Source organism: Micromonospora sp. NPDC047187 (assembly GCF_040643355.1).
Classification (GTDB): domain Bacteria; phylum Actinomycetota; class Actinomycetes; order Mycobacteriales; family Micromonosporaceae; genus Micromonospora; species Micromonospora salmantinae.
This window is the reverse complement of the sequence record NZ_JBEYUF010000018.1, coordinates 92,113-114,117: the sequence shown is the minus strand read 5'-3', so window position 1 is coordinate 114,117 and position 22,005 is coordinate 92,113. Positions and strand designations below refer to the sequence as shown.

The following is a 22,005-nucleotide window of genomic DNA, read 5'->3' as shown; positions in this document are numbered from 1 at the left end:
CGTCAGCGTTACGGGTGGGACGGCCACCTCAGCCGGTGCCTGCCGGGTAACACAGCGTCGCCCGAAAACCCGAAACCGACCCGAGAAGACCGGTACCCAGATGACACCGGTACCCAGATGACACCGGTACCGGGTGAGGTCCGGACACGAAAAGACCCGGGCCCGGCGTGGAACGCCGAGCCCGGGTCGGACGATGCGGGGTTCAGTCCCGGTCGCCCTCGTAGGTGTGGAAGTCGTCGACGAACCGGCGACGGAGCCGTGGCACCCGGCTGGTCACTCCGAAGTAGCCGCGCGCGCCGAGCAACGCGAGCCGACCCACCACCGGCCGGTACATCCGGTCGTCACCGCTGGTGCCGCTGCGGTTCAGCGATTCGGCGACCCGGGCGAAGCCGTACGGCGCCATCACGGCCTCGTAGTCGGCGACCGCCTGGAGCAGCGTCTTGTCACCGGCGGTGGCGCTGCTGAGCTGTGCGCAGAGCAGACGGGCGTCGCGCAGCGCGGTGTTCGCGCCCACGCCCCGACCCGGGGTCATGGTGTGGATGGCGTCGCCGAGCATGGTGACGGTGCTGCTCTTCCAGGGCGGCACCGGCTCGGACGTGGACACTTTGATCGGTAGGGCGCTGGCCGGGTCGGCGTGGGCGAGCAGTTCCCGTAGGTGCGGGTGCCAGTTCGCGGTGAGGTCCAGGGCGACCTGCACCAGATCCTCACCGCGGCGTTCCATGATGTCGGTCGGGAACCGGTTGGCCGCGCTCCAGATGATCAGGTTGATGTTGTCGGTGGTGGTGTCGTGGGCCAGGCCGGGCCAGTCTCGGAGCAGGGCGGCGTCGGGCTCGCTGACGCCGGGCTTGATCGCGCGTTCGGCGTCCCACTTGAACTCCATGACGTGCAGCACGCCCATCATCCCGCCGACGCCGAAGATCAGCGAGATGCCCTGGTGGACCCGTTCCGGAACGAGACCGCGGGTGTGCGGGGTCAGCGGGATCCGGGTGGCGATGTTGATCGTCCCGGCGTCGCGGGTGACGGCGTGCGGCAGGTACTGGCGGCGTACGGCGGAATGGGTGCCGTCGGCCGCCACCAGCAGGTCGCCGGTGGCGCTGGTGCCGTCGGCGAAGTGCGCGGTGACTGTGCCGTCGTCGCGCTGCTCGTACCGGGTGAAGGTCTTGTCGAAGTGCACCACGTCCTCCAGGCCGGTCAGCAGCACCTGGCGCAGCACCATCCGGGCCACCGAGTGTTCGGTGCGTACCGGGTCGACGCTCGGCCGCAGCGCGAACGACGCGGTCTGGCGGAGTCCCTGGGTGACGACGTTGAAGTAGTGCGGCGGCCGGGCGCAGGTGGCCAGGAAGGTGGCGAACAGCTCCGGAGGCAGACACTCCCGCAGCGCCCGGCTACCGGTGGGGCCGATGCCGACCCGGTAGCCGAGCAGCCCCTCGGCGCGGTCGCGGTGCCGTTCGTAGACGGCGACGCTGATCCCGGCGCGGCGCAGGCCGTGGGCCAGGCACAGCCCGCCCGTGCCCGCGCCGATGATCAGGACGTGCGGCGGCGCGGCGGACATGTCAGCCGGCCGGGTGCGCGGCGGGCGCCTCGGAAACGGCCGGGCGCGCAGCGGGCGCCTCGGTGCTGGCCGGGCGCGCCGCGGGCACGTCGGTGCCGGCCGGGCGTGGAGCGGGCGCGTCGGGCGCGTCCCAGCGGTAGAAGCAGCCGGCGATCGCGTCCCGGGGGGAACGCCAGGTCGGCAGGTACGGCGACGTGTGCGCGGAGAGCCGCTCGTTGACCTGTCGGAAGAGCGGGTGGTTGCGGGCCGCCGCGAGCGCGTCCGGGTCGACGTCGTCCGAGGTCTCCAGCAGGTGTACGCACAGGTCGTGCAGGCAGTAGAGGGATCGGTGCGTGACACCGGTCAGGCTGGGCAGTTCGGTGGCGTCGGATTCGGCGAAGATCTGCGCGACCCGCCCCTCCGCTCCCGGGATGATCCGGCTGACGATCAGTAGACGACTCATGGGACCCCTTCCGCCGGTGGCCTTCCGACCCCTCGGGGATCGGTGCCACGTGCTCCGTGCGCCCACCGTGCCGCAGCGCCTGTCACATCACCGTCACGTACGCCGACCGGGCGGTGACGGGCGCCGTCGTCAGGTACGCCGAGCGGCGGGTGACGGGCGGTCGGTGATGGCCTCGCGGCTGGCCTGGCGGATCGGGGCGAGGGTGTCGTCGAGCAGGGCGCTCATGGCAGGGCTCGGCTCCAGCCGCAGCTCCCGACGCAACAGGTCCCGGTAGACGTAGAAGGCGTGCACGGCTTCGAAGGCGTTGCCCTCGGCCAGGTGGATGCGGACCACCAGTCGGTGTGGTGTCTCCCGTAACGGCTCGGCGGCCATCGCCTCCAACGCGGCCTCGAGGGCCTCGCCGTGCCGTCCCGCGGCCAGGTGGTGCCCGGCCACCTGTTCCAGCATGTGTAGGCGGAGTTGGCGCAGGCGTTCCCGGTCCAGCAGCACCCAGTCGTCGTACCAGCCGGGCAGGAGGTCGTGCCGCCCGGCGGCGAGCGCACCGGCCGCGGTGCGTGGGTCGTCGCCGTCCCGGACCCGGGCCGCGGTGCCGACCAGGTCGTCCACGTCGAGCCGGACCGCCGGGCCGAGGCGTACGGTGTCGCTGGCCACTGTCATCGGGCAGCACGGGTCCTGTCGCAGCCGCCACAGGGCGGTACGCAGTGAGGACAGCGCCCGTTCCTCCGACGCGTCGGGCCAGAGCAGCCCGGCGAGCTGGCTGCGGGTGGCGCCGGGGCGGAGCCCGATCAGCGCGATCACCCGTTGCAGCCCGCGCGGCACCACGACCGGCACCGCCTCCCGGAGGAGTCGGAAGCCGCCGAGCAGATGCAGTGAGACGCCCTTCTCGGGCGGGTCTCCGGCGGTCGGCACGGACGGATCAGCGGCCACGGCGGCACCCCCTGCGGAACGCTCGTCCCGACTGTCTGCTGTGTCCCGGATCGGTTGCCTCGACGCCACTGTCGACCCCGCCGATCACGGCGTGGCCGGGCGCGGCCCCGCCCGCCGAGGCCGCCGAACTGACCACGCTGAAGATTATCAATAACGGTCACGTTGCGTCAATGTCAGCGTGGACCTTCTATTGCCGACAGTCAACCCGAGATCGGTTCTGAACTGCATAAACATTAGCGCGTGAAGTGGACCGGACGCATAGCTGATACACAGGTTGCGTCAACGCAGCGTCACCATCATCCGTCGCTGACCGACCCGGCGCGGTGACGCCGCCGTGACGAGGATCGGCGCATCGTGGCGGCAGTCGTCCAGCGCGTCCGGGGGCCACCCGTCGCCGGCCGGACGCTGTGGGGGGAGGCCCAGTATGGACCGATCGCTGATCGTCGCGAAGGTCGATCCGACCGCCGAGGAGCGGGTCGCCGAGATCTTCGCCGAGTCGGACGCGACGGAGCTGCCGCGCCTGGTCGGTGTCCGGCACCGCTCGCTGTACCGACTACACGACCTCTACGTGCACCTGCTCGAGACCGCGCAGCCGGCGGAGGGCGCGGTGGAGGCAGCTCGTGACCACCCCGAGTTCATCCGGGTCAGTGACCGCCTACGCCCGTACGTGTCGCCGTACCTGTCGACCTGGCGCTCGCCGCGCGACGCGATGGCGCGGTGCTTCTACCGGTTCGACGCCCCGGACACCGGGCGGCGGTCGTGACGGCCACCGCGCCGCGCGAGGAGCAGCTCTGGTCCCGCTGCGCCGGCTGCGCCAGCCTGCTCTACCGCAAACGGCTGCGCCGCAACCTCGACGTCTGCCCGGAATGCGGGGAGCATGCCCGACTCGGCGCGCCGGAACGCCTGCGCCAACTGGTCGACCCGGGTTCGCTGTGCCTGCTGCCCGACCGGTTGCCGGAGGCGGACCCGCTCGACTTCGTCGACGTGCTGCCGTACCCGCACCGGCTCACCGGCGCGCGGGCCAGCACCGGTCTTGCCGAGGGGGTCGTCTGCGCCACTGCCACCATCGGTGGGCACCCGGTGGTCCTGGCGGTGATGGACTTCCGCTTCCTCGGGGGCAGCCTGGGCTGCGCGGTGGGCGAGCTGATCACCCGGGCGGCCGAACGGGCACTGGACGACCGCACGCCGCTCGTCCTGATCACCGCCTCCGGCGGGGCGCGGATGCAGGAGGGCGCGCTGTCGTTGATGCAGATGGCGACCGTCAGTCAGGCCATCGCCGCGTTGCGCGAGGCGGGGCTGCTCACCGTGAGCGTCCTCACCGACCCGACGTACGGCGGGGTGGCCGCCTCGTTCGCCACCAACACCGACCTGGTGCTCGCCGAGAGTGGTGCGCGGATGGGCTTCGCCGGCCCTCGGGTGATCCGCCAGATCACCGGACGGGCCCTGCCGGAGGGCTTCCAGACCGCCGACTTCCTGCTCCGACACGGGCAGGTCGACATGGTGGTGCAGCGCCGGTCACTGCGCGGACGGCTGACGGCGCTGCTCGCCGCGACCCGCGTCGGCCGTCCGGCGCGTTCGCCCGTACCCCGGCAGGAGCCGGCGTCGCACCGCGAGCGCCTCGCCGACGACGGCGCGGCCCTGGCGCGGCCGACGGACCCGGCGGCCGAGGGGGACGCCGGCACCCCGGCGGTACGCGACGCGTGGGACACCGTCCGGATGGCGCGGCACCCCGGGCGGCCCACCACATTGGACTACCTGGACTCGGTCTTCGACGGGTTCGTGGAGCTGCACGGCGATCGGCTCGGCGCGGACTGCCCGGCCGTCGTGGGTGGGGTGGCGCGGTTGGCCGGTCGGCACGTGATGGTCATCGGTCACCAGAAGGGGCACACCACCGCCGAGCTGGTCGCCCGCAACTTCGGCATGGCCAGCCCCGCCGGGCACCGCAAGGCGCTGCGGCTCATGCGCCTCGCGGCCCGCCTCGGCCTGCCAGTGGTCACCCTGGTGGACACCCCCGGCGCCGACCCCGGGGTGAGCGCCGAGGAGCAGGGCCAGGCGGCGGCCATCGCCGAGAACATCCTCACCCTCACCGTGCTGCCCACCCCCGTGCTCGCGGTCATCACCGGCGAGGGCGGCAGCGGCGGCGCGCTGGCGCTGGCGGTGGCCGACCGGGTGCTGATGCTGGAGAACGCCGTCTACTCGGTGATAAGCCCCGAGGGGTGTGCGGCGATCCTCTGGCCGGACCGGTCCGCGGCCCCGCAGGCGGCTCGCGCGTTGCGGCTGACCGCGCCCGACCTGCGCCGGCTCGGGGTGGTCGACGAGGTCGTGTCGGAGCCGTCGAGTGCCGCGCACGACGACCCGGCGGAGACCGCCCACCGCCTGCGTGCGGCCCTGCTGGCCAACCTTCTGCCGCTGCTGGACGTGCCGCCGGCCATGCTGGTCCGCCTGCGTCGGCAACGCTTCCGACGGTTCGGCGCGAACCGCGTCGGCGCTCGCGCGGGCCTGCGATGACCGCCGGCGAAGGGGCGCTGTCGACAGTCGACGCGTCCGACGACGTCGGGGTGGACGGCGAGGAGGCGCTGGCCGGGCTGCGGCGGCAGGCGCAGCACCTGATCGCCGAGCTGGCCGGGCCGGTGCGGCGGATCCGGCTGCGCAGCGGGCCGGCGGTGCTGGAGGTCGAGTGGCACCCCGAGGACGCGACCCGACCGGACGTACCGCTACCGCGCGCCGAGGCGGCACCGGCGGCCGACGCCCCACCTGCGGTGCTCCGGCCGCCGGTGCCTGGGCGCGCCGCGGTGCGGGCACCGATCGTCGGCACCTTCTACCGGGCGCCGGAGCCCGGCGCGCGGCCGTTCGTCGCGGTGGGCGACCTGGTCCGCCCCGGCCAGCCGGTGGCCATCGTCGAGGCGATGAAGCTGATGAACGAGGTGACGGCCGACCGGGCCGGCCGGGTGGCCGCGATCCTCCTCGAGGACGGCCAGCCGGTCGAGTACGACCAGCCGCTCGTCGAACTGGACCCGGCGTGACGGCGCGGGGTGGTTGACCATGTTCGAGACCGTGCTGATCGCCAACCGGGGCGAGATCGCGCTGCGGGTGCTGCGCGCCTGCAAGGAGCTCGGCGTGCGAACGGCGGTGGTCTACTCCGCCGCCGACGCCGACTCGGCGGTGGTCCGCCTCGCCGACCAGGCCGTCCGAATCGGACCGGCGTCGAGTCGGCGCAGCTACCTCAACGCCGCGGCCATCGTGGAGGCGGCCCGACAGGTGGGGGCGCAGGCCGTGCACCCCGGCTACGGCTTCCTCTCCGAGGACGCCGACTTCGCCGAGATCTGCGCCGACAACGGGCTGACGTTCATCGGCCCGCCACCGGCGGTGATGGCCGCGCTGGCCGACAAGTCCTCGGCCCGGGCACTGATGAGCCGTGCCGGCCTGCCGCTGTCGCCGGGCAGTGTCGCGCCGGTGCCGACCGCCGCCGCGGCGGCCGAGGTGGCCGACGCCGTCGGCTATCCGGTGATCGTGAAGGCCGCCGCCGGTGGCGGGGGCCGGGGGATGACAGTGGTGCACACCCCGGGCGAGCTGCGCCGCGCGTACACCCGGACCCGGGCCGCCGCGCAGGCCGCCTTCGGCGACGACCGGGTGTACGTCGAGCGGTACCTCACCGAGGCGCGCCATGTCGAGGTGCAGGTGCTCTGCGACGCCCACGGCAACGGGATCCACCTGGGCACCCGGGACTGCTCGGTGCAGCGCCGGCACCAGAAACTGGTCGAGGAGGCGCCCGCCCCGGCGCTGCCCGCCGCCGTTCTCGACACCATCGCCGAGACCGCCCTGCGGGGTGCGCTCCAGGTCGGTTTCGTCGGCGCCGGCACGCTGGAGTTCCTGGTCGACGCCGAGGAGAAGTTCCACTTCCTGGAGATCAACTGCCGGATCCAGGTGGAGCATCCGGTGACCGAGATGGTCACCGGCATCGACCTGGTGCACGAGCAACTTCACATCGCCGCCGGGGTGCCGCTGCGGTGGCGGCAGGAGGAGATCCGTCTGCACGGCGTCGCTGTGGAGTGCCGGGTCAACACCGAGGACCCCGCGCGCGGCTTCGCCCCCACCCCCGGCCGGTTGGAGCGGTTCACCCCACCCGGCGGCCCGTTCACCCGGGTGGACACCCACGCCAGCGCCGGTTACCTGGTCGGCCCCTGGTACGACTCGCTGCTCGCCAAGGTGATCGTCTGGGCGCCCGACCGGGAGTTGGCCCTCAACCGGCTGGAACGTGCCCTGGACGAGTTCGACATCGCCGGTCCGGGCGTGCGCACCACCATCCCGTTCGTCCGCCGGGTGCTCGACGACGCCGCATTCCGCAAGGGCCGCTACACCACCGGCCTGGTCGACCGCCTGCTCGCCGCGCCCGCGCCCGCGCCGGGGCCGACGGCCACTCCCGCACCGCGCACCGCGCCCGCCGCAGATCCCGACGCAACCCACAGGAGGACCCGATGACCGTCACCCATGGTCGCCCGATGACCGCCGAGATCACCGACATCCTGGTGGCGCACTGCGGGCTGGACGCCGACGCCGCGGCCCGGGCGCCCGCCGCGTCGCTGGAGGAGCTGGGCATGGACTCGCTCGCCCTGCTGGAACTGTCGGCTGTCGTCGCCGACCGCTGGCAGGTGGCCATCCCCGAGCAGGCCGGGCAGTTGAGCATCCCGGCGGTGGCCGACCTGGTCGCCCGCCGCGCCGACCCACCCGGGCACACCGAGAACAGCGTGGTCATCGACGCGCCGCTGGGGCTGGTCTGGGAGGTCACCAACGACGTGGCGAACTGGACCGAGCTGTTCACCGAGTACGCAGTGGTGGAGATCCTGCACCGCGAGGGGCACACGGTGCGGTTCCGCCTCACCATGTACCCCGACGAGAACGGGGTGTCCTGGAGCTGGGTCAGCGAGCGCACCGCCGACCCGGTGAGCAGGCAGGTCCGGGCGCACCGGGTGGAGACCGGGCCGTTCGAGCACATGCGCATCCACTGGCGCTACACCGAGGAGGCCGGTGGCACCCGGATGACCTGGACGCAGGACTTCGCGATGAAGCCGACCGCGCCGGTCGACAACGCCGCGATGACCGAGCGGATCAACACCAACAGCGTGATCCAACTCGCGGTGATCAAGGACCGGGTGGAGCGGATCGCCTGGCAGCGTGCCGACCAGGGCAGCCCGACCGCCAGCGACGCACCGACCGGAGCCGACGATGAGTGACCTGAGCACCCGCCCGATCGCCGCCCGGGACGTACCCGCCGACCGCCGGCGCGGCGGTGAGCTGCGGGTGCTGCTCGGCCCCCGCACCGTCGGCAGCACCTCGGGTTTCCTCGGGGTGGCAACGCTCGAGCCGGGGGAGCGGATCGCCGAGCACTACCACCCGTACAGCGAGGAGTTCCTGTACCTGGTGCGGGGCGCGATCACCGTCGACCTGGACGACCAGCCGACGCTGCTGGCCGCCGGTGAGGGGCTGTTCGTACCGGTGAACGTGCGGCACCGGCTGCGCAACACCGGCGTCGAACCGGCCGAGGTGGTCTTCCACCTGGGCCCGCTCGCCCCCCGGCCCGAACTGGGCCACGTCGACACCGAGCTGGTCGAACAGCGGGGCGGGTCATGACCGGGCGCCGCACGGTGGTGACCGGGATCGGGGTGGTCGCCCCGGGCGGCGCCAGCCGGGACCGCTTCTGGAAGACCATCACCGAGGGGCGGACCGCCACCCGGCGGATCAGTTTCTTCGACCCGTCGGCGTTCCGGTCGCAGATCGCGGCGGAGTGCGACTTCGACCCGGTCGCGGCGGGGCTCAGCGAGGCCGAGCGACGCCGGGCCGACCGGTACGTGCAGTTCGCGCTGGCCTGCTCCGCGGAGGCGGTGGCCGACGCCCAGTTGGTGCTCACCGACGCGGAACGGGACCGGGCCGGGGTGGTGCTGGGCACGGCGGTGGGCGGCACGATGGCGTTGGAGCAGGAGTACGTCACAGTGAGCGAGCACGGCCGACGGTGGCTGGTGGACGGGAACCGCGGTGGCCCGTACCTCTATCAGGCGCTGGTGCCCAGCAGCCTCGCGGCGGACGTGGCCTGCCGGCACGGGCTGCACGGCCCGGCCCAGGTGGTGTCCACCGGCTGCACCTCCGGCATCGACGCCATCGGGTACGCCCACCAGATGATCGTGGACGGTGAGGCGGACGTGATGCTGGCCGGCGCGTCCGACTCGCCGATCTCGCCGGTCACTGTCGCCTCGTTCGACGCGATCAAGGCGACCAGCCCGGACAACGACGACCCGGAGCACGCCTCCCGCCCGTTCGACGCCGACCGGCACGGGTTCGTGCTGGCCGAGGGCGGGGCGGTGCTGGTGCTGGAGGAGGCCGGACACGCCCGGCGGCGGGGAGCGCACATCTACTGCGAGGTTGCCGGCTACGCCAGCCGCAGCAACGGCTTCCACATGACCGGGCTGCGGCCGGACGGGCTGGAGATGGGCCTCGCCGTCACCGACGCGCTCCGGCAGGGCCGGATCCTGCCCGAGCAGGTCTCCTACATCAGCGCGCACGGCTCGGGCACCCGGCAGAACGACCGGCACGAGACGGCCGCGTTCAAGCGGGCGCTGGGCCAGGCCGCGTACGGGATACCGATCAGCTCGATCAAGTCGATGGTCGGGCATTCGCTCGGCGCGATCGGGTCGATCGAGATGGCGGCGTGCGCCCTCGCCATCGAGTTCGGTGTGGTGCCACCGACGGCGAACTGGAGCACCAGGGACCCGGAGTGCGACCTGGACTACGTACCCAATGAGGCACGGGAGGTCCCGGTGGACGTGGCCCTCTCGGTCGGCAGCGGGTTCGGCGGGTTCCAGTCGGCGATGGTCTTCCGTCGGATGCTCGGCGCGGTGGCGGCGTGAGCGCCCCGTCGCACAGTGGCGGCGCGACGGCCCGGGCGGTGGTGACCGGCATCGGGGTGGTCGCACCGAGCGGCATCGGCGCGGACGCGCACTGGCGCACGGTCCTCGCCGGCACCCGCCGGACCGGGCCGATCACGTTGTTCGACCCGGCCGGCTATCCGACCCGCTTCGGCGGGGAGGTGCCCGGCTTCACCGCCGACTCCTACGCCGACAGTCGCCAGTTGGTGCAGACCGACCGCTGGACGCACCTCGGCTTCGCCGCCACCCGGCTGGCGCTGGCCGACGCCGGTCTGCCCGACCGGGCCCCCGACCCGTACGGATACGCGGTGACCCTGGCCAGCTCGTCCGGGGGAAACCTGTTCGGCCAGCGGGAACTGCAACGGCTGTGGGGCGGCACGTCGCGGACGGTCGGGGCGTACCAGTCGATCGCCTGGTTCTACGCGGCCAGCGTCGGGCAGCTCTCCATCCACCACCAGTTCAAGGGCCCGAGCGGGGTGCTGGTCGCGGAGTCGGCCGGCGGGCTGGACAGTTTGGCGCACGCCGCCCGCGCGGTGCGCCGGGGCACCCCGGTCGTGATCGCCGGGGCCACCGAGTGCCCGTTGAGCCCGTACGCGCTGGCCTGCCAGCTGCGCTCGGGGCTGCTCAGTGACGTGGCCGACCCGGAGCGGGCGTACCGGCCGTTCGACGCCACGGCCAGCGGTTACCTGCCGGCCGAGGGTGGAGCGGTGTTCGTGGTGGAGGAGTTGGGGCACGCCCTGGCGCGGGGTGCCCGGGTCTACGGCGAGGTGAGCGGGTGGGGCTCCACCCACGACGCCGCGCACACCACGGCGGAGAGCAGCGGCGACCCGGCCCAGTACGCGCGGGCGATGCGGCTGGCCCTGGACCGGGCGGGCGTCGCCGCCGCAGGAATCGACGTGGTGCTGCCGGACGCTCTCGGCGTGCCCCGCTACGACCGCAGCGAGGCCGAGGCGCTACGGGCCGTGTTCGCCGACCGGCCGCCCCCGGTTACCACGCAGAAACCGCTGACCGGTCGGGCGTACCAGGGCGGCTCGGCGTTGGACGTGGCCACCGCGTTGCTCGCCTTCGCCCACGACACGTTGCCCGCGTCGGCGGGACCGGACGAGGTGGCCGAGGGCTGCGAGCTGGACTTCCTGCGCGAGCACCGCCGACCGCGAAGCCGTCTCGCCCTGATCTGCGCACGAGGCTTCGACGGGTTCAACAGCGCGCTGGTCCTGCGCGGGGCCGCGCCGACGATAGGAGAGGCGTCATGAGCGACAAACGGGCCCGGGTGGTCTTTCTGGTACGGGTGCCGGTGCCGCGCACCGAGCAGTTCCTCGCCGCGTACGAGAAGGTGCGGCACCTGGTCGCCGGCGGCGTGCCGGGGCACCTGGTCGACCAGGTGTGCCGGTCGTCGACCGATCCGGAGCAATGGTTGATCACCAGTGAGTGGGCGAGCCTGGCCGACTTCGAGGACTGGGAGCACAGCCCGGAGCACCGGGAGTTGGTGCGCCCGATGCGGGAGTGCTTCACCGACGCCCGTTCGCTGCGCTTCCACATCCACGCCCAGACCCCGGCCCTGGCCTGAGGTCCGCGCTCGCCCCGCTTTCCGCGATCTTGCTCTTACTGTCGCGACATGGGGGGGGCATTTAACGCATTTAAACCACCGAAAGTGCAAGATCGCCGCGGTGGCCCTGCATCCGCAGGGTCGGTGAGGCGTGCGTACGGATGAGGTGGTGAGAATCGTCAGCGAACGCCGTACCGCATGGCGACGCTCGATCATGCTCGGGGCACGACCGCTCCGTCTGGCCACGCGGTACGGCACTCGCTGCTACCTCAGCGATCAGCTGTTGTTCTGGATCCAGGGTGCTTCCTCGATGGTGGAGGGGGTGCATATGTTGTCACCGGGGGATCGACGACAGGTCTGAAAGCGAATTCGGCTGCCCTTGTCGCCGTAGTTATTGTTGCTGGCGGACTCGTAATAGTCCTTGTTGCACCTGCCCCAGCTCGGGGAGCTCAAATTGTTGTTGCACTCGCCGTGACGATATGGCCGCCACGTGGAGCCGTCCTTGAGCCAGTTCTCCCAGTAGATGAAGGTTTGGCTTCCATCGGCGAAGCTGTCCTGGATACGCCAGACGTCGCCGTACCTGGTGAAGCAGCCCTTGGCGGTCATGACCCATCCGACGCTCGGAACGAGCGCCCAGCTCTCCGAACAGGACTCGCCGCCTGACTCGTAGGTGAAGGTAGAGATGTCGTCCTCGAACGACTTCGCGAAATCTGCGGCCAGGGCGGGACCCTGTCCGCCCAGCAGAATGGCGAGGACTACCGCCGTAATGGCAAATGCTCTCTTCACGTGCACCTCCGCCTCATCGTTTGCGCTAACTCGTCGCGAACTCACTCATCATCGGTAGGGGCGGTCATCCCGGCAACGATTCCGAACGATTCCGAACGGGCCCGAACGGTCCCGAACGCGCGTTCGCGTCTGCCGACGAGAACCCCGTTACCCCCGGGAGCGCAAACGGACGGCACACGCCGCCCGGCACGTTTGAGCGTCAGGCGGCCCTGGTGCGGGATCGGCCCCAATGGTGCTGGCGTCCGCTGCGGACGGGCCGGCCACGGCTCAAGGCCGCCTGACCGCTCAGGCCCGGTGAACGTTCATGGACAACGCACTAGCGCCCGAGAGTCGTCGGGCTCGGCCGACAACGGCGACGCCATCGGCCGTCCGGCTGGCACCGCGCGACGGTTGTACGAGGGGTCATGTCTCGGTGACGCTCTGCCAAGTCGCCCGCCCGATCCTGTCCGCCGAACGGGCTGTGGGCAATCCGGCTGGCCGCTGCTTTTGATCCATCCATTCGCATCTAGCAATGGTCCTGCGGGCGTCGTATGGTTCCCCGCAGCACCCCGACAGGCGTACGTGATGGGCGGATTCGCCCTCTTTCATGCTGGGCGGTGAACGGCAGCGATGGCAGAAGATCCTACGGCGACCGACCCCGGCTGGGTGGACGAAGTCCTCTTCGCCGGCCACCCGACCGACGTTTGTCTCCGTCTGCCCGAGCCCGTCGACCGGGCCACCCTGCACCGGTTGGTCACCGCCGCGCAGGACCGGTTGACCGCCGCCGGACTGCGCCCCGGTGGTGCCGCGGCGCTGCGGCTGCCGCCGTCGCTGGCGTACGTGGTGAACCTGCTGGCCACCTGGCGCTGCGGGGGGCAGGCGATCCTGCTCGACCACCGACTCACCGACCACGAGGTGGACCTGGCGCTGGCCCGGTTGACCCCGCAGGTCGTGGTCGCTCCGGTGCGCACCGGTGGCGGCGCGCTGAAGATCTTCGTCGACGTCACCGAGGGCGTCACCCGGTACGCCGACCGTCCCGCGGTCAGCGGCCACGCCGTGATCCAGCTCAGCTCCGGCTCCACCGGCCCGTCCAAGGTGATCGGCCGCACCGCCGCCGACCTGGTCGCCGAGGTGCACCGCTACACCCGGATCGACGGGGTGGCGCTGCCCGGCGAGCGGATCATCCTGCTGCCCTCGATGGTGCACGTGCTCGGCCTGGTCGGTGGCCTGCTCTACGGGCTGCACGCCGGGGTGGAGCTGGTGCCGCCGGAGCGGCTCAGCGGCGACGCCGTGCTGGCCGCGATCAGCGCCGGCAGCACACCGGCCACCGTCCTCGGTGTGCCGTTCCACATCGGACTGCTCGCCTCCACCCGCCCGACCGGTCCACTGCCGCAGTTGCGGCGGATGACCACCGGGGGTGAGCTGGTCCCGGCCGCCGTCGCGCGGGCGTTCACCGACCGGTACGGGGTGCCGCTGGGCAACATGTACGGGATGACCGAGGTCGGGGTGATCGGCACCGACCTGTACGGGTCGCACCGACCGTCGATCTCCCCCGTGCCCGGAATCGAGGTCCGCGAGTCCGGCGGTGAGCTGTGGGTGTCCTGCCCGGCGTCGCCGTACGTCGGCCTGAGCGACCCGACCCGCTGGTCCGACGGCTGGCTGCACACCCGCGACGCCGGCACCGTCGATGAGGACACCGGCCTGGTCACGGTGCGCGGTCGACTCGACTCGCAGGTCTCCGTCGGCGGGATGAAGGTCGACCTGACCGAGGTGGAGGCCACCGTCGCCGAGCTGACCGGGGTGGCCGCCGCCGTGGTGGTCTGGGACGACGGCATCACCGCGTACGTCCAACCCGACGGCCCGCTGTCGGAGGAGACGCTGGACAAGCTGCTCGCCGAGCGGTTGGCCGGCTACAAACGGCCCCGGGCATTGCACCTGCTCGATCAGTTGCCCCGTACCACCACCGGCAAGCTGGTCCGCTCGACCGACGCGCTGCGCTCGGCGGTCACCCGATGACCGGGCCGCTGCACCACCTCGACGTCGACCTGCGCGCTCGCCCGCGCGGCGACCGCCAGGACGAGGCCCTCGCCCAGCCGCGGGTGACCGACCCGCAGGTGCTCGACGCCGGGCACCGGCCGCAACGGCAGCCCCGGCGGCGGCATCAGCCGGTGCAGCCCGCCGTCACGCAACCCCCGCCCGAGCGCCTTGCCGACCGCCTCCTTCGCGGTCCACAGCCGCAGGAAGTCCACCGTCCGGCCGGCCTCGGGTCGATCGCCCAACCAGGCCAGCTCGCCGGGCGGGAACCAGCGGCGGGCCAGCGCGAGCGCCGGCAGCGGGCGGATCCGCTCCACGTCCACACCGACCGCGCCGGCCCGACGGGCCGCGATCACCACCAGTCCGGCGGTGCGGCTGACGCTGACCGCCAACTCGACCGACCCGGCCACCTCGTCGACCCGCACGACCGGCCGTCCCTCGCGGTCGTGCGTCAGCACCACCTCGCTGTCCGCGCGACCGAGCAGCAGAGCACCCGCCCGCCGCACCAGCACAGCGGCCGGATCCGGCTGACCGCCGGTGTCCCGGCCGACCCACACGTAGACGGTGTCGCGACCGGACACCGTCAGCTGAGCCACGCAGAGAGGGTATCCATGAGAGCCGAGGTCCGTGCCTTCGTCGTCGAGCAGCTCGCCGACATGAACTACGACGTCGAGGGGCTCGACGACGACACCACGCTCGGCCCGTCCGGCGTCGACCTGGAGTCTCTCGCCCTGGCCGACCTGTCCGTCCGGGTCGAGGACCGGTATGGCCTGACGTTCGCCGACGACGAGTCGGAGCAGCTGGCCCTCATGACGGTCGGCGAGTTCACCACAATGGTCGCCAGTCGCGTCACCGAGGCGACGAGCGACAAAGCCTGATGAGCGGTCAGCCCGATCTGGGGCGAGCTGACCTGATGACCATGCTCGCCGAACTCACCGCGAAACCGGCTGCCGAGGTGTCCGACCGGATCGGCTCGATGGAGCTTGCCTGGCTGGTGCACCTCGTCGAGCAGCGCTACGAATGCCGGCTCGACCTCACCGACGACGAACTGGCCGGCATCCGCACCGTCGACGACGCCCTGGTGGTGTTCCGGGCGTCGCTGACCGCCTCCGCTGATGGTTGAGGCGCGCGTCGCCCAGCTCACCGGTGTGTACGCGGTCAGCGCCCTGGGGCGGGGCGCCGACGCGCAGCTCGCCGGTGTGCTGGCCGGGGTGCCGGCGTTCGGACCGGTGGGCCGATTCGACACCGCCGCCCGCCGGGTCACCGTGGCGGCGACGCTGCCCGAGGTCGGCACACTCCCCGACGAGTTGGCCGCCGCTATCGACGCGGCCTGTCGGGCGGCCGGCCTGGACCGCGCGCAGCGCACCGGGTGCGCCCTGCTGCTCGCCGTACATGGCGGCCCAGTCTCGGGCCCGGCGCCGGCCGTGCTGGCCGCTCAGCTCGCGGCTCGATGTGGGCTCTCGGGTCACACCCGGGTCTACACCAGCGCCTGCGTGTCGGCGAGCACGGCGGTGGCCGACGCCGCCGCCCGGATCACCCGGGGTGACGTCGAGCGGGTGGTGGTCGCGGCCGGCTACCTGGTGGAGTCGGACCAGTTCGCGCTCTTCGACGCCGGCCGCGCCCTCGCGGTCGACGGGGCGGTCCGCCCGTTCAGCGCCGGACGCCGCGGGTTGCTGCTGGGTGACGGCGTGGCCGCGGTGGTGCTGGAGTCGAGCACCGTCCGACGACGCGGTGTCGATCCGGTGGCCACAGTGGCCGGTTGGGGACGGGCCGGTGACGCGTTCCATCCCTGCCAGCCGGAGCCCGGTGGCACCGGGCTGGCCCGCGCGGTCGACGCGGCGCTGCGCCGGGCCGGGCTGCCACCGCAGTCCGTCGGCTATGTCAACGCCAACGCCACCGGTACCGCACAGAGCGACGCCGCCGAGGCGGCCGCCCTGCGTCGGGCTCTCGGCGGGCAGGGCACCCGGGTCCCGGTCAGCTCGACCAAGTCGGTGCACGGGCACGCGCTGGAGGCGTCCGGATTGCTCGAACTGGTGGTCACAGTGCTCGCGCTGCGCCACGGCGTACTGCCGGTCAACGCCGGCTGGCTGGCGCCCGACGACTCCTGCCCCCTGAACGTGGTCAAGGACCGTCCCCAAAAGACGGAAGCCACCCACGCCCTGACCCTCAACGCCGCCTTCGGCGGCGCCAACACCGCTCTCCTGGTCGGCGTCGGATGACCGCCCCCCACTCCCCGCGATCTTGCACTTTCTGCCCCGACGATTCCGACCAAGCACACGAAACGACGACCGAAACCGCAAGATCGGCGGGGGAGAGGGCCGGGGAGAGGGGCGGGGAGAGGGGCGGGGAGAGGGGCGGGGAGAGGGCTCGGGCCTTCTGGCCTGAGGGTGGGGAGGGCGGGGGCGGCGCGGCGGGGGTGCCGGGGTTTGTGCACTCGGACTTCGCGCCGGTGGTGGTGGCCGTCGCGGAACGGTGTCTGCGACTGGCGTACGGGCCGGCGGGAGTGCCCGCCGGGGTGCGGACGGGGATCGTGCTGGTCAGCGCCAGCGGTGACCTCGCCAGCGCGCAGCACGTACGGGCCACCGTCGAGACCGGCGGGCGGATCGGCCCGCTGTTCTTCTTCCAGTCCGTGCCCAACAGCGTCGCCGGGCACCTCGCGGCTCGCTGGGACCTACGCGGCCCGGTGGTCTGCCTCAGCCCGACCGGCGACCCGTACACCGACGGCGTCGCCGAGGCCGACCTGCTGCGCGACGACGGCGACGCCGACGAGGTGTTGCTGATCCTGATCGAACAGGCACCCGACGGGCCGACCGAGGCGGTCGCGGTGCTGCTGGGGGGAGGAGCACGACCATGAGGACACGAGGACTGCGCGGCGCACTGGCCGCCGACACCGAGCTGGGTGCGGGCAACGTCCTGGCCCGGGTGCTGGCGCACGACGCCGACCCGGACGGGCCCGGCCTGACCTTCGACACCGCAGTCGACGGGCACCCCGCCGAGACGCCACTGACGCTGGGGCGGCTCGACGAGCGGGTCGCCGCCCGCGCCGCCTGGCTGCACGAACAGGGGGTACGCCCCCGCGACCCGGTCGCGGTCTGGGCCACCGCCGCCGCCGACATGGTGCTCAGTTACCTGGCGCTGGCCCGGCTCGGGGCGATCCCGGCGCTGATGAACGGCAAACTTCGCCCGGAGATCGCCGCCGAGTACATCCGCCGCCTGCGGGGCGTCGGTGTGCTGGCCGACGACGCGCACACCGCATTGCTGGCCGGGCACGACCTGGGCGTACCGCTGCTCGGCACCCCCGCGCAGGCAGGCACGGGCGACCCGGCCACGGCCCCGGCGCACTACCGGCACCACCCGGACGACCCGATCGTGATCACCCACACCTCCGGAACGACCGGGGTGCCCAAGGCGGTGCTGCACTCGCACGCCAGCCTCTTCGCGGCCACCCGGCACCTGCTCACCATGCCGCAGGCGCAGGGCACCACCCGGATCCTCAACGCGCTGCCCGCACCGCACACCGCCACGGTGCTGATGGTCAACCAGGCGCTGGGCAACCGCGCGCAGATGTTCCTGCTCTCCGAGCAGGGCGGCGAGCGGGTGCTGGACGCCATCCAACGCTGGCGCCCCGACGGGGTGTTCGGTTTCTCGGTCACCTGGGCGGAGCTGGCCCGCTTCGACCTGTCCGGGTACGACCTGGACTCGGTGCGGCTGTGGTTCAACACCGGCGACGCCTCGCACGAGCCGCACATCCGCCGCCTGGTCGCTGTCGGTTGGCACGACACCGTCACCCGCGACGGGGTGGCGAAGGTGCCCGGCTCGGTCTTCATCGACGGGTTGGGCTCCAGCGAGATGGGGCACTCGATGTTCCACATCACCCACCGCGCCGACACCGACCGGTACGGCCGCTGCATCGGCCGCCCGTACCGGTTCGCCAAGGTCGCGGTGCTCGACGCCGACGGCGAGCCGGTGCCGGTCGGCGAGGTGGGTTTCCTGGGCATCGACTCGCCGTCGCTGTTCCGGGGCTACTGGAACGACTCGGTCACCACCTACCGCTTCCGCCAGCGCGGCTGGTACCTCACCGGTGACCTGGTCCGCGCCGACACCGACGGCCGCTACTACCACCTGGACCGGGCGGTGGACTCGGTCGACGCCGGTGACGGGCGGCGCTTCTACACCGCGCTGTCCGAGGAGCGCATCCTCGCCGCCTGCCCGGACGTCACCGACTGCACTGTGGTGATCGTCGCCGAGGCCGGCGCTGTCGTCACCGACGTGCTGCTGGAGTTGGCCGCCGGCGCCGACGAGGACGAGGACCGCACCGAGCGGGTCCGCGCCGCCCTCGGCCCGGACGTCGGCGCCACGCTGCGCCGGGTCGTGCCGGTGCGCTCCGCCGACATCCCGGTCACCGTGACCGGCAAGGTCCGCAAGGTGGTCCTGCGCGAGCGCTACCTCACCGAGGCCACGTCATGAGCGAGCGAAGCGGAGCGGCGGCGTGACCGCGTTGATAACGGGGATGGGTCTGTTCACACCGGTCGGGCGGGGTGTCGAGGAAACCTTCGACGCGCTGACCACCGGCCGGTCCGGGCTGACCCGCCCGCCCGAGGGGCACCCGGCGAGCAGGTCGCTGGACGTGGCCGGTCTGCTGCCCGACATCGACCCACGTACCGTCGCGTCCGGGCCGGAGGCCCGGGTGCTGGACCGGATCGTCGTCCTCGCCCTGCTCGCCGCCGTCGACGCTCTCACCGATGCCGGCATCGAGGTGGGCCGCGACGTCGACCCCGACCGGATCGGTGTGATCGTCGGTGGGGTCGGCGGGATGGCCACCCTGGAGTCGCAGGTGCTGGCCCGGGCGGCCCGGGGTCGGGCGGCGGTCAGCCCGTACCTGCTCACCGGGATCCTGCCGAACATGCCGGCGGCGCGGATCGCCATCGCGCACGGCATCCGAGGCTACAGCTCGTCGGTGGGCACGGCCTGCGCCTCCGGCGCCCAGGCGGTCGCCGACGGGGCGCGGCTCATCGCGACCGGAGAGGTCGACGTGGTGCTCTGTGGGGCCAGCGAGGCTCCGCTCTTCCCGACCTTCGCCGACACCTTCGGCAACGCGCGGGCGTTGGCGCGCGCCGGCACCGACCCGGGGCGGGCGAGTCGGCCGTTCGACACCTCCCGCAGCGGGTTCGTCCTGTCCGAGGGTGCCGCGCTGCTGGTGCTCGAACGCGCCGAGCACGCCGCGGCGCGCGGCGTCGCCGGGTATGCCGAGGTGGCCGGGCACGGCGCGACGACGGACGCGTACCACCCGACCGCCCCCCGCCCGGACGGCGCCGGCGCGGCGGCGTGCATCCGCCGGGCGCTGCTCAGCGCCGGTGTGCCGGCGGCGGCGGTCGGTTACGTCAACGCGCACGGCACCGGCACGAAGCTCGGTGACATCGCGGAGGCCACCGCGCTGGCCGACGTCTTCGGCGTCGGCGGTGTGCCGGTCAGCTCCACCAAGGCGCTCACCGGTCACCTGCTCGGTGCCTCCGGGGTGCTGGAGGCGGCGGCCACCGCGTTGGCGCTCGGTCGGGGGCTGCTGCCGCCGACGTACCACCTCGACGACCCGGATCCGGCCTGCCCGGCGGACCACGTCCGTGGCACGCCCCGCAAGGCGGACCTGGAGTACGCGGTCACCAACTCGTTCGGGTTCGGCGGCCAGAACGTGAGCCTGCTGCTGGCCCGCGTCGCCGAGCCGAGGGGGTGATCGAGGCGGCATTCCGGGCGGGTTGTGCCCGGACGGGGCAACGCAGGGGAATCGGGTGGGAAGGGTTTCAGGGGACATGGACATCCGTGGTATCGATCACATCGAACTCTACGTGGGGGACGCCCGACAGGCGGCCTTCTACTTCAGCACCGCCGTCGGCTTCGAGATCTGTGGCCAGGGTGGTCCGGAGACCGGGCTGGCGGGGCAGCGCTCGCTGCTGCTCTGCCACGGCGACATCCGGTTGCTGCTCACCTCCGGGCTGAGCGCCGAGCATCCGGCGTCTCGGTACGTGCAACGCCACGGTGACGGCATCGGGGTCGTCGCGGTCGAGGTCGACGACGTGCCGGCCGCGTACGCCGAGCTGGTGGCCCGGGGCGCGACCGGGGTGACGCCGCCGACCACTCGCACCGGCGCGGACGCCGAGGTGGTGATCGCCGAGGTGGACGGTTTCGCCGACGTGCGGCACCGGCTGGTGCAGCGCCGGGGCGAGGGCGGCGAGTTCCTGCCCGGCGCCATCACCGCGGCGGCGTCCACGACGGACGGTCATCCGCCGGTGCTCGCCGAGATCGACCACCTGGCGGTCTGCGTGCCGCCCGGCCAGCTCGACGAGACGGTCCGGCACTTCGAGGCGCTGTTCGGCTTCGCGCAGATCTTCGAGGAGCACATCGAGGTCGACGGACAGGGAATGAACTCCAAGGTGGTGCAGAGCCCGTCCGGGCGGGTCACAGTGGTGTTGCTCGAACCGGACCGCACCCGGCGGCCTGGGCAGATCGACGCGTTCCTCGACCAGCACGCCGGTGGGGGAGTGCAGCACCTGGGGCTGCGCACCGACGACATCGTCGGCGCGGTCGAGGCGCTGGGCCGGCGCGGGGTGCGCTTCGCCGGCACCCCCGCCAGCTACTACGACGCCCTGGAGGCGCGGGTCGGTCGGATCGACGCCCCACTGCACCGGCTGCGCGAGCTGGGTGTGCTCGTCGACTCCGACCACGACGGCCAGCTGTTGCAGATCTTCGCCGAGTCGATGCACGTGCGTCGCACGCTCTTCCTGGAGCTGATCGAGCGACGCGGCGCGCGCGGCTTCGGCAGCGGCAACATCAAGGCGCTCTACGAGGCCAAGGAGCGGGAACTGGCCGCCGTGGCGGCCACACCACAGGGGGTGGGGGCATGACCGTCACGGAGTACGAGCCGACGTTGACCGCCGAGGAGCGGGCGCTGCTGCCGTCCGACGACGACGTGCGGCACTACGCCGAGCACGGCTGGTACCTGTCGAAAAAGGTGCTCACCGACGACGAGGTGGACGCCCTCGCCGCCGCCACGCAGCGCTACTACGACGGGGAGCGGGACCGGCGGCTGCCGGTACGCCCACCGAAGCTGGCCTACTGGGAGCCATCGAAGGGCCCGGTGCAGCGGCACAACGACTACGTCCACCACGAACACGACGGGCTCGGCGCGATCCTGCGCAAGCCGCTGCTCGGCGCGGTCGCCGCCCGGCTCGCCCAGGCCGACGAGATCCGGGTCTTCCAGTCCACTCTGATCTACAAGCCGCCGATCTCCGGCGAACCGAGCAACATAGTGCCCTGGCACTTCGACAAGCACTACTGGGCGTCCTCGTCGTCGGAGAAGATGCTCACCGCGTTCATCCCCTTCCACGACTGCGGGGAGGAGATGGGCACCATCACCATGGTCGACGGTTCGCACCGGTGGAAGGAAATCGGCGCGGACGACACGGTGGTGCGCCACTTCGCCGACCGGGAGCGCAGCCAGCTGGAGGAGATGCTGGCCGAGAACGCCGCGTACAACGGCGCGGAGATCCGCAAGATCCCGATGGTGATCCCCAAGGGACACGTGAGCTTCCACCACTGCCGCACCTACCACGGCAGCGGCCCCAACGTCAGCGGTCGCCCCCGACAGGCGATCTCGCTGCACCTGCAGGACGGCGACAACGCCTGGCGGGAGTATCCGCTCTCCGACGGCACGCTCGCCGCGTACAACCACGACGTGCTGGTCCGCCGCACCCACGACGGGCGGCCGGACTACGCGGACCCGGACTACTGCCCGATCATCTGGCGCCACCGCGCCCAGCAGGGAGGCTGA

At 72.5% G+C, this 22,005-nt stretch carries 22 protein-coding genes and 1 pseudogene; 18 read left to right on the top strand and 5 right to left on the bottom strand.

Translation table 11 applies throughout. From position 1 onward, the window contains the following. Positions 1-202 precede the first annotated feature (202 nt). The 3 genes and pseudogenes from ABZ794_RS24815 to ABZ794_RS24805 form a co-directional block, all read right to left on the bottom strand. Positions 203-1,552, bottom strand: coding sequence for an NAD(P)/FAD-dependent oxidoreductase (locus tag ABZ794_RS24815; RefSeq protein ID WP_357517783.1), 1,350 nt, complete (start codon positions 1,550-1,552; stop codon positions 203-205). Positions 1,553-1,646: 94 nt separating this feature from the next. Next, a pseudogene (locus ABZ794_RS24810) lies at positions 1,647-1,994 on the bottom strand (TcmI family type II polyketide cyclase); the annotation flags it as partial. A 129-nt stretch (positions 1,995-2,123) separates the two neighbouring features. After that, positions 2,124-2,921, bottom strand: a complete 798-nt coding sequence (locus ABZ794_RS24805) for a BTAD domain-containing putative transcriptional regulator (protein ID WP_210781749.1) — start codon at positions 2,919-2,921, stop codon at positions 2,124-2,126. A gap of 424 nt (positions 2,922-3,345) precedes the next feature. On the opposite strand from ABZ794_RS24805, the gene ABZ794_RS24800 reads away from it, so the two are divergent. From ABZ794_RS24800 to ABZ794_RS24760, 9 genes are read left to right on the top strand one after another with little or no spacing between them, the layout of a single operon-like run. Beyond that, positions 3,346-3,684 (top strand): TcmI family type II polyketide cyclase, encoded by a 339-nt coding sequence (locus tag ABZ794_RS24800; RefSeq protein ID WP_091408771.1) that lies wholly within the window; start codon positions 3,346-3,348, stop codon positions 3,682-3,684. Continuing rightward, a complete protein-coding gene (locus tag ABZ794_RS24795; RefSeq protein WP_210781750.1) occupies positions 3,681-5,429 on the top strand; it encodes an acetyl-CoA carboxylase carboxyltransferase subunit alpha in 1,749 nt (582 codons plus the stop codon). Before ABZ794_RS24800 ends, ABZ794_RS24795 begins: the two co-directional genes overlap by 4 nt. Next, the gene (locus tag ABZ794_RS24790) at positions 5,426-5,944 is read left to right on the top strand and encodes a biotin/lipoyl-containing protein (protein ID WP_210781751.1); all 519 of its coding nucleotides are present in this window, start codon (positions 5,426-5,428) and stop codon (positions 5,942-5,944) included. Before ABZ794_RS24795 ends, ABZ794_RS24790 begins: the two co-directional genes overlap by 4 nt. A gap of 19 nt (positions 5,945-5,963) precedes the next feature. Then, positions 5,964-7,400, top strand: coding sequence for an acetyl-CoA carboxylase biotin carboxylase subunit (locus ABZ794_RS24785; protein ID WP_210781752.1), 1,437 nt, complete (start codon positions 5,964-5,966; stop codon positions 7,398-7,400). Next, positions 7,397-8,152: an SRPBCC family protein gene (locus ABZ794_RS24780; protein ID WP_210781753.1), complete on the top strand. Its 756-nt coding sequence runs from the start codon at positions 7,397-7,399 to the stop codon at positions 8,150-8,152. The genes ABZ794_RS24785 and ABZ794_RS24780 overlap by 4 nt, the downstream gene beginning before the upstream one ends. Then, positions 8,145-8,549, top strand: coding sequence for a cupin domain-containing protein (locus ABZ794_RS24775; protein ID WP_112587250.1), 405 nt, complete (start codon positions 8,145-8,147; stop codon positions 8,547-8,549). Before ABZ794_RS24780 ends, ABZ794_RS24775 begins: the two co-directional genes overlap by 8 nt. Beyond that, positions 8,546-9,820, top strand: coding sequence for a beta-ketoacyl-[acyl-carrier-protein] synthase family protein (locus ABZ794_RS24770; RefSeq protein ID WP_210781754.1), 1,275 nt, complete (start codon positions 8,546-8,548; stop codon positions 9,818-9,820). The genes ABZ794_RS24775 and ABZ794_RS24770 overlap by 4 nt, the downstream gene beginning before the upstream one ends. After that, on the top strand, positions 9,817-11,091 hold the full coding sequence (locus ABZ794_RS24765) for a beta-ketoacyl synthase N-terminal-like domain-containing protein (RefSeq protein ID WP_210781755.1): 1,275 nt from the start codon (positions 9,817-9,819) through the stop codon (positions 11,089-11,091). The genes ABZ794_RS24770 and ABZ794_RS24765 overlap by 4 nt, the downstream gene beginning before the upstream one ends. Beyond that, positions 11,088-11,405, top strand: a complete 318-nt coding sequence (locus tag ABZ794_RS24760) for an antibiotic biosynthesis monooxygenase family protein (RefSeq protein WP_210781756.1) — start codon at positions 11,088-11,090, stop codon at positions 11,403-11,405. The genes ABZ794_RS24765 and ABZ794_RS24760 overlap by 4 nt, the downstream gene beginning before the upstream one ends. A gap of 255 nt (positions 11,406-11,660) precedes the next feature. Here ABZ794_RS24760 and ABZ794_RS24755 read toward each other — a convergent pair whose 3' ends face one another. Continuing rightward, on the bottom strand, positions 11,661-12,170 hold the full coding sequence (locus ABZ794_RS24755; RefSeq protein ID WP_210781757.1) for a hypothetical protein: 510 nt from the start codon (positions 12,168-12,170) through the stop codon (positions 11,661-11,663). 609 nt (positions 12,171-12,779) lie between these two features. Here ABZ794_RS24755 and ABZ794_RS24750 point away from each other — a divergent pair. Beyond that, positions 12,780-14,165 carry a class I adenylate-forming enzyme family protein gene (locus tag ABZ794_RS24750; protein WP_210781758.1) on the top strand — a complete coding sequence of 462 codons (1,386 nt, stop codon included), beginning with the start codon at positions 12,780-12,782 and terminating at the stop codon, positions 14,163-14,165. Here the strand turns inward: ABZ794_RS24750 and ABZ794_RS24745 are convergent. Beyond that, positions 14,093-14,779 carry a 4'-phosphopantetheinyl transferase superfamily protein gene (locus ABZ794_RS24745; RefSeq protein WP_238688865.1) on the bottom strand — a complete coding sequence of 229 codons (687 nt, stop codon included), beginning with the start codon at positions 14,777-14,779 and terminating at the stop codon, positions 14,093-14,095. The genes ABZ794_RS24750 and ABZ794_RS24745 overlap by 73 nt on opposite strands. Positions 14,780-14,794: 15 nt before the next feature. Here ABZ794_RS24745 and ABZ794_RS24740 point away from each other — a divergent pair, with 15 nt between their 5' ends. The 8 genes from ABZ794_RS24740 to ABZ794_RS24705 all read left to right on the top strand — a co-directional run bounded on the left by ABZ794_RS24740 (position 14,795) and on the right by ABZ794_RS24705 (position 22,005). Then, positions 14,795-15,061, top strand: coding sequence for an acyl carrier protein (locus ABZ794_RS24740; RefSeq protein WP_210781759.1), 267 nt, complete (start codon positions 14,795-14,797; stop codon positions 15,059-15,061). Beyond that, complete coding sequence (locus ABZ794_RS24735) at positions 15,061-15,306, top strand: acyl carrier protein (RefSeq protein ID WP_210781760.1); 246 nt, start codon at positions 15,061-15,063, stop codon at positions 15,304-15,306. The genes ABZ794_RS24740 and ABZ794_RS24735 overlap by 1 nt, the downstream gene beginning before the upstream one ends. After that, entirely contained in the window at positions 15,299-16,402 is a 1,104-nt protein-coding gene (locus tag ABZ794_RS24730) for a beta-ketoacyl synthase N-terminal-like domain-containing protein (protein WP_357517778.1), read from the top strand. The genes ABZ794_RS24735 and ABZ794_RS24730 overlap by 8 nt, the downstream gene beginning before the upstream one ends. Positions 16,403-16,599: 197 nt before the next feature. After that, positions 16,600-17,037: a beta-ketoacyl synthase chain length factor gene (locus tag ABZ794_RS24725; RefSeq protein ID WP_238688867.1), complete on the top strand. Its 438-nt coding sequence runs from the start codon at positions 16,600-16,602 to the stop codon at positions 17,035-17,037. Then, positions 17,034-18,650, top strand: a complete 1,617-nt coding sequence (locus tag ABZ794_RS24720) for a class I adenylate-forming enzyme family protein (protein ID WP_238688868.1) — start codon at positions 17,034-17,036, stop codon at positions 18,648-18,650. Before ABZ794_RS24725 ends, ABZ794_RS24720 begins: the two co-directional genes overlap by 4 nt. A 22-nt stretch (positions 18,651-18,672) precedes the next feature. Beyond that, positions 18,673-19,911 carry a beta-ketoacyl-[acyl-carrier-protein] synthase family protein gene (locus tag ABZ794_RS24715; protein WP_357517776.1) on the top strand — a complete coding sequence of 413 codons (1,239 nt, stop codon included), beginning with the start codon at positions 18,673-18,675 and terminating at the stop codon, positions 19,909-19,911. 76 nt (positions 19,912-19,987) lie between these two features. After that, a complete protein-coding gene (gene hppD, locus ABZ794_RS24710) occupies positions 19,988-21,079 on the top strand; it encodes a 4-hydroxyphenylpyruvate dioxygenase (protein WP_210784835.1) in 1,092 nt (363 codons plus the stop codon). Then, positions 21,076-22,005: a phytanoyl-CoA dioxygenase family protein gene (locus ABZ794_RS24705; protein WP_210784836.1), complete on the top strand. Its 930-nt coding sequence runs from the start codon at positions 21,076-21,078 to the stop codon at positions 22,003-22,005. The genes hppD and ABZ794_RS24705 overlap by 4 nt, the downstream gene beginning before the upstream one ends.

Coding starts and splice junctions, on each gene's coding strand:
- hppD (WP_210784835.1), top strand. CDS start 19,988: ATGGACATCCGTGGTATCGATCACATCGAACTCTACGTGGGGGACGCC.
- ABZ794_RS24775 (WP_112587250.1), top strand. CDS start 8,145: ATGAGTGACCTGAGCACCCGCCCGATCGCCGCCCGGGACGTACCCGCC.
- ABZ794_RS24705 (WP_210784836.1), top strand. CDS start 21,076: ATGACCGTCACGGAGTACGAGCCGACGTTGACCGCCGAGGAGCGGGCG.
- ABZ794_RS24790 (WP_210781751.1), top strand. CDS start 5,426: ATGACCGCCGGCGAAGGGGCGCTGTCGACAGTCGACGCGTCCGACGAC.
- ABZ794_RS24760 (WP_210781756.1), top strand. CDS start 11,088: ATGAGCGACAAACGGGCCCGGGTGGTCTTTCTGGTACGGGTGCCGGTG.
- ABZ794_RS24780 (WP_210781753.1), top strand. CDS start 7,397: ATGACCGTCACCCATGGTCGCCCGATGACCGCCGAGATCACCGACATC.
- ABZ794_RS24815 (WP_357517783.1), bottom strand. CDS start 1,552: ATGTCCGCCGCGCCGCCGCACGTCCTGATCATCGGCGCGGGCACGGGC.
- ABZ794_RS24750 (WP_210781758.1), top strand. CDS start 12,780: ATGGCAGAAGATCCTACGGCGACCGACCCCGGCTGGGTGGACGAAGTC.
- ABZ794_RS24770 (WP_210781754.1), top strand. CDS start 8,546: ATGACCGGGCGCCGCACGGTGGTGACCGGGATCGGGGTGGTCGCCCCG.
- ABZ794_RS24735 (WP_210781760.1), top strand. CDS start 15,061: ATGAGCGGTCAGCCCGATCTGGGGCGAGCTGACCTGATGACCATGCTC.
- ABZ794_RS24740 (WP_210781759.1), top strand. CDS start 14,795: ATGAGAGCCGAGGTCCGTGCCTTCGTCGTCGAGCAGCTCGCCGACATG.
- ABZ794_RS24720 (WP_238688868.1), top strand. CDS start 17,034: ATGAGGACACGAGGACTGCGCGGCGCACTGGCCGCCGACACCGAGCTG.
- ABZ794_RS24800 (WP_091408771.1), top strand. CDS start 3,346: ATGGACCGATCGCTGATCGTCGCGAAGGTCGATCCGACCGCCGAGGAG.
- ABZ794_RS24730 (WP_357517778.1), top strand. CDS start 15,299: ATGGTTGAGGCGCGCGTCGCCCAGCTCACCGGTGTGTACGCGGTCAGC.
- ABZ794_RS24785 (WP_210781752.1), top strand. CDS start 5,964: ATGTTCGAGACCGTGCTGATCGCCAACCGGGGCGAGATCGCGCTGCGG.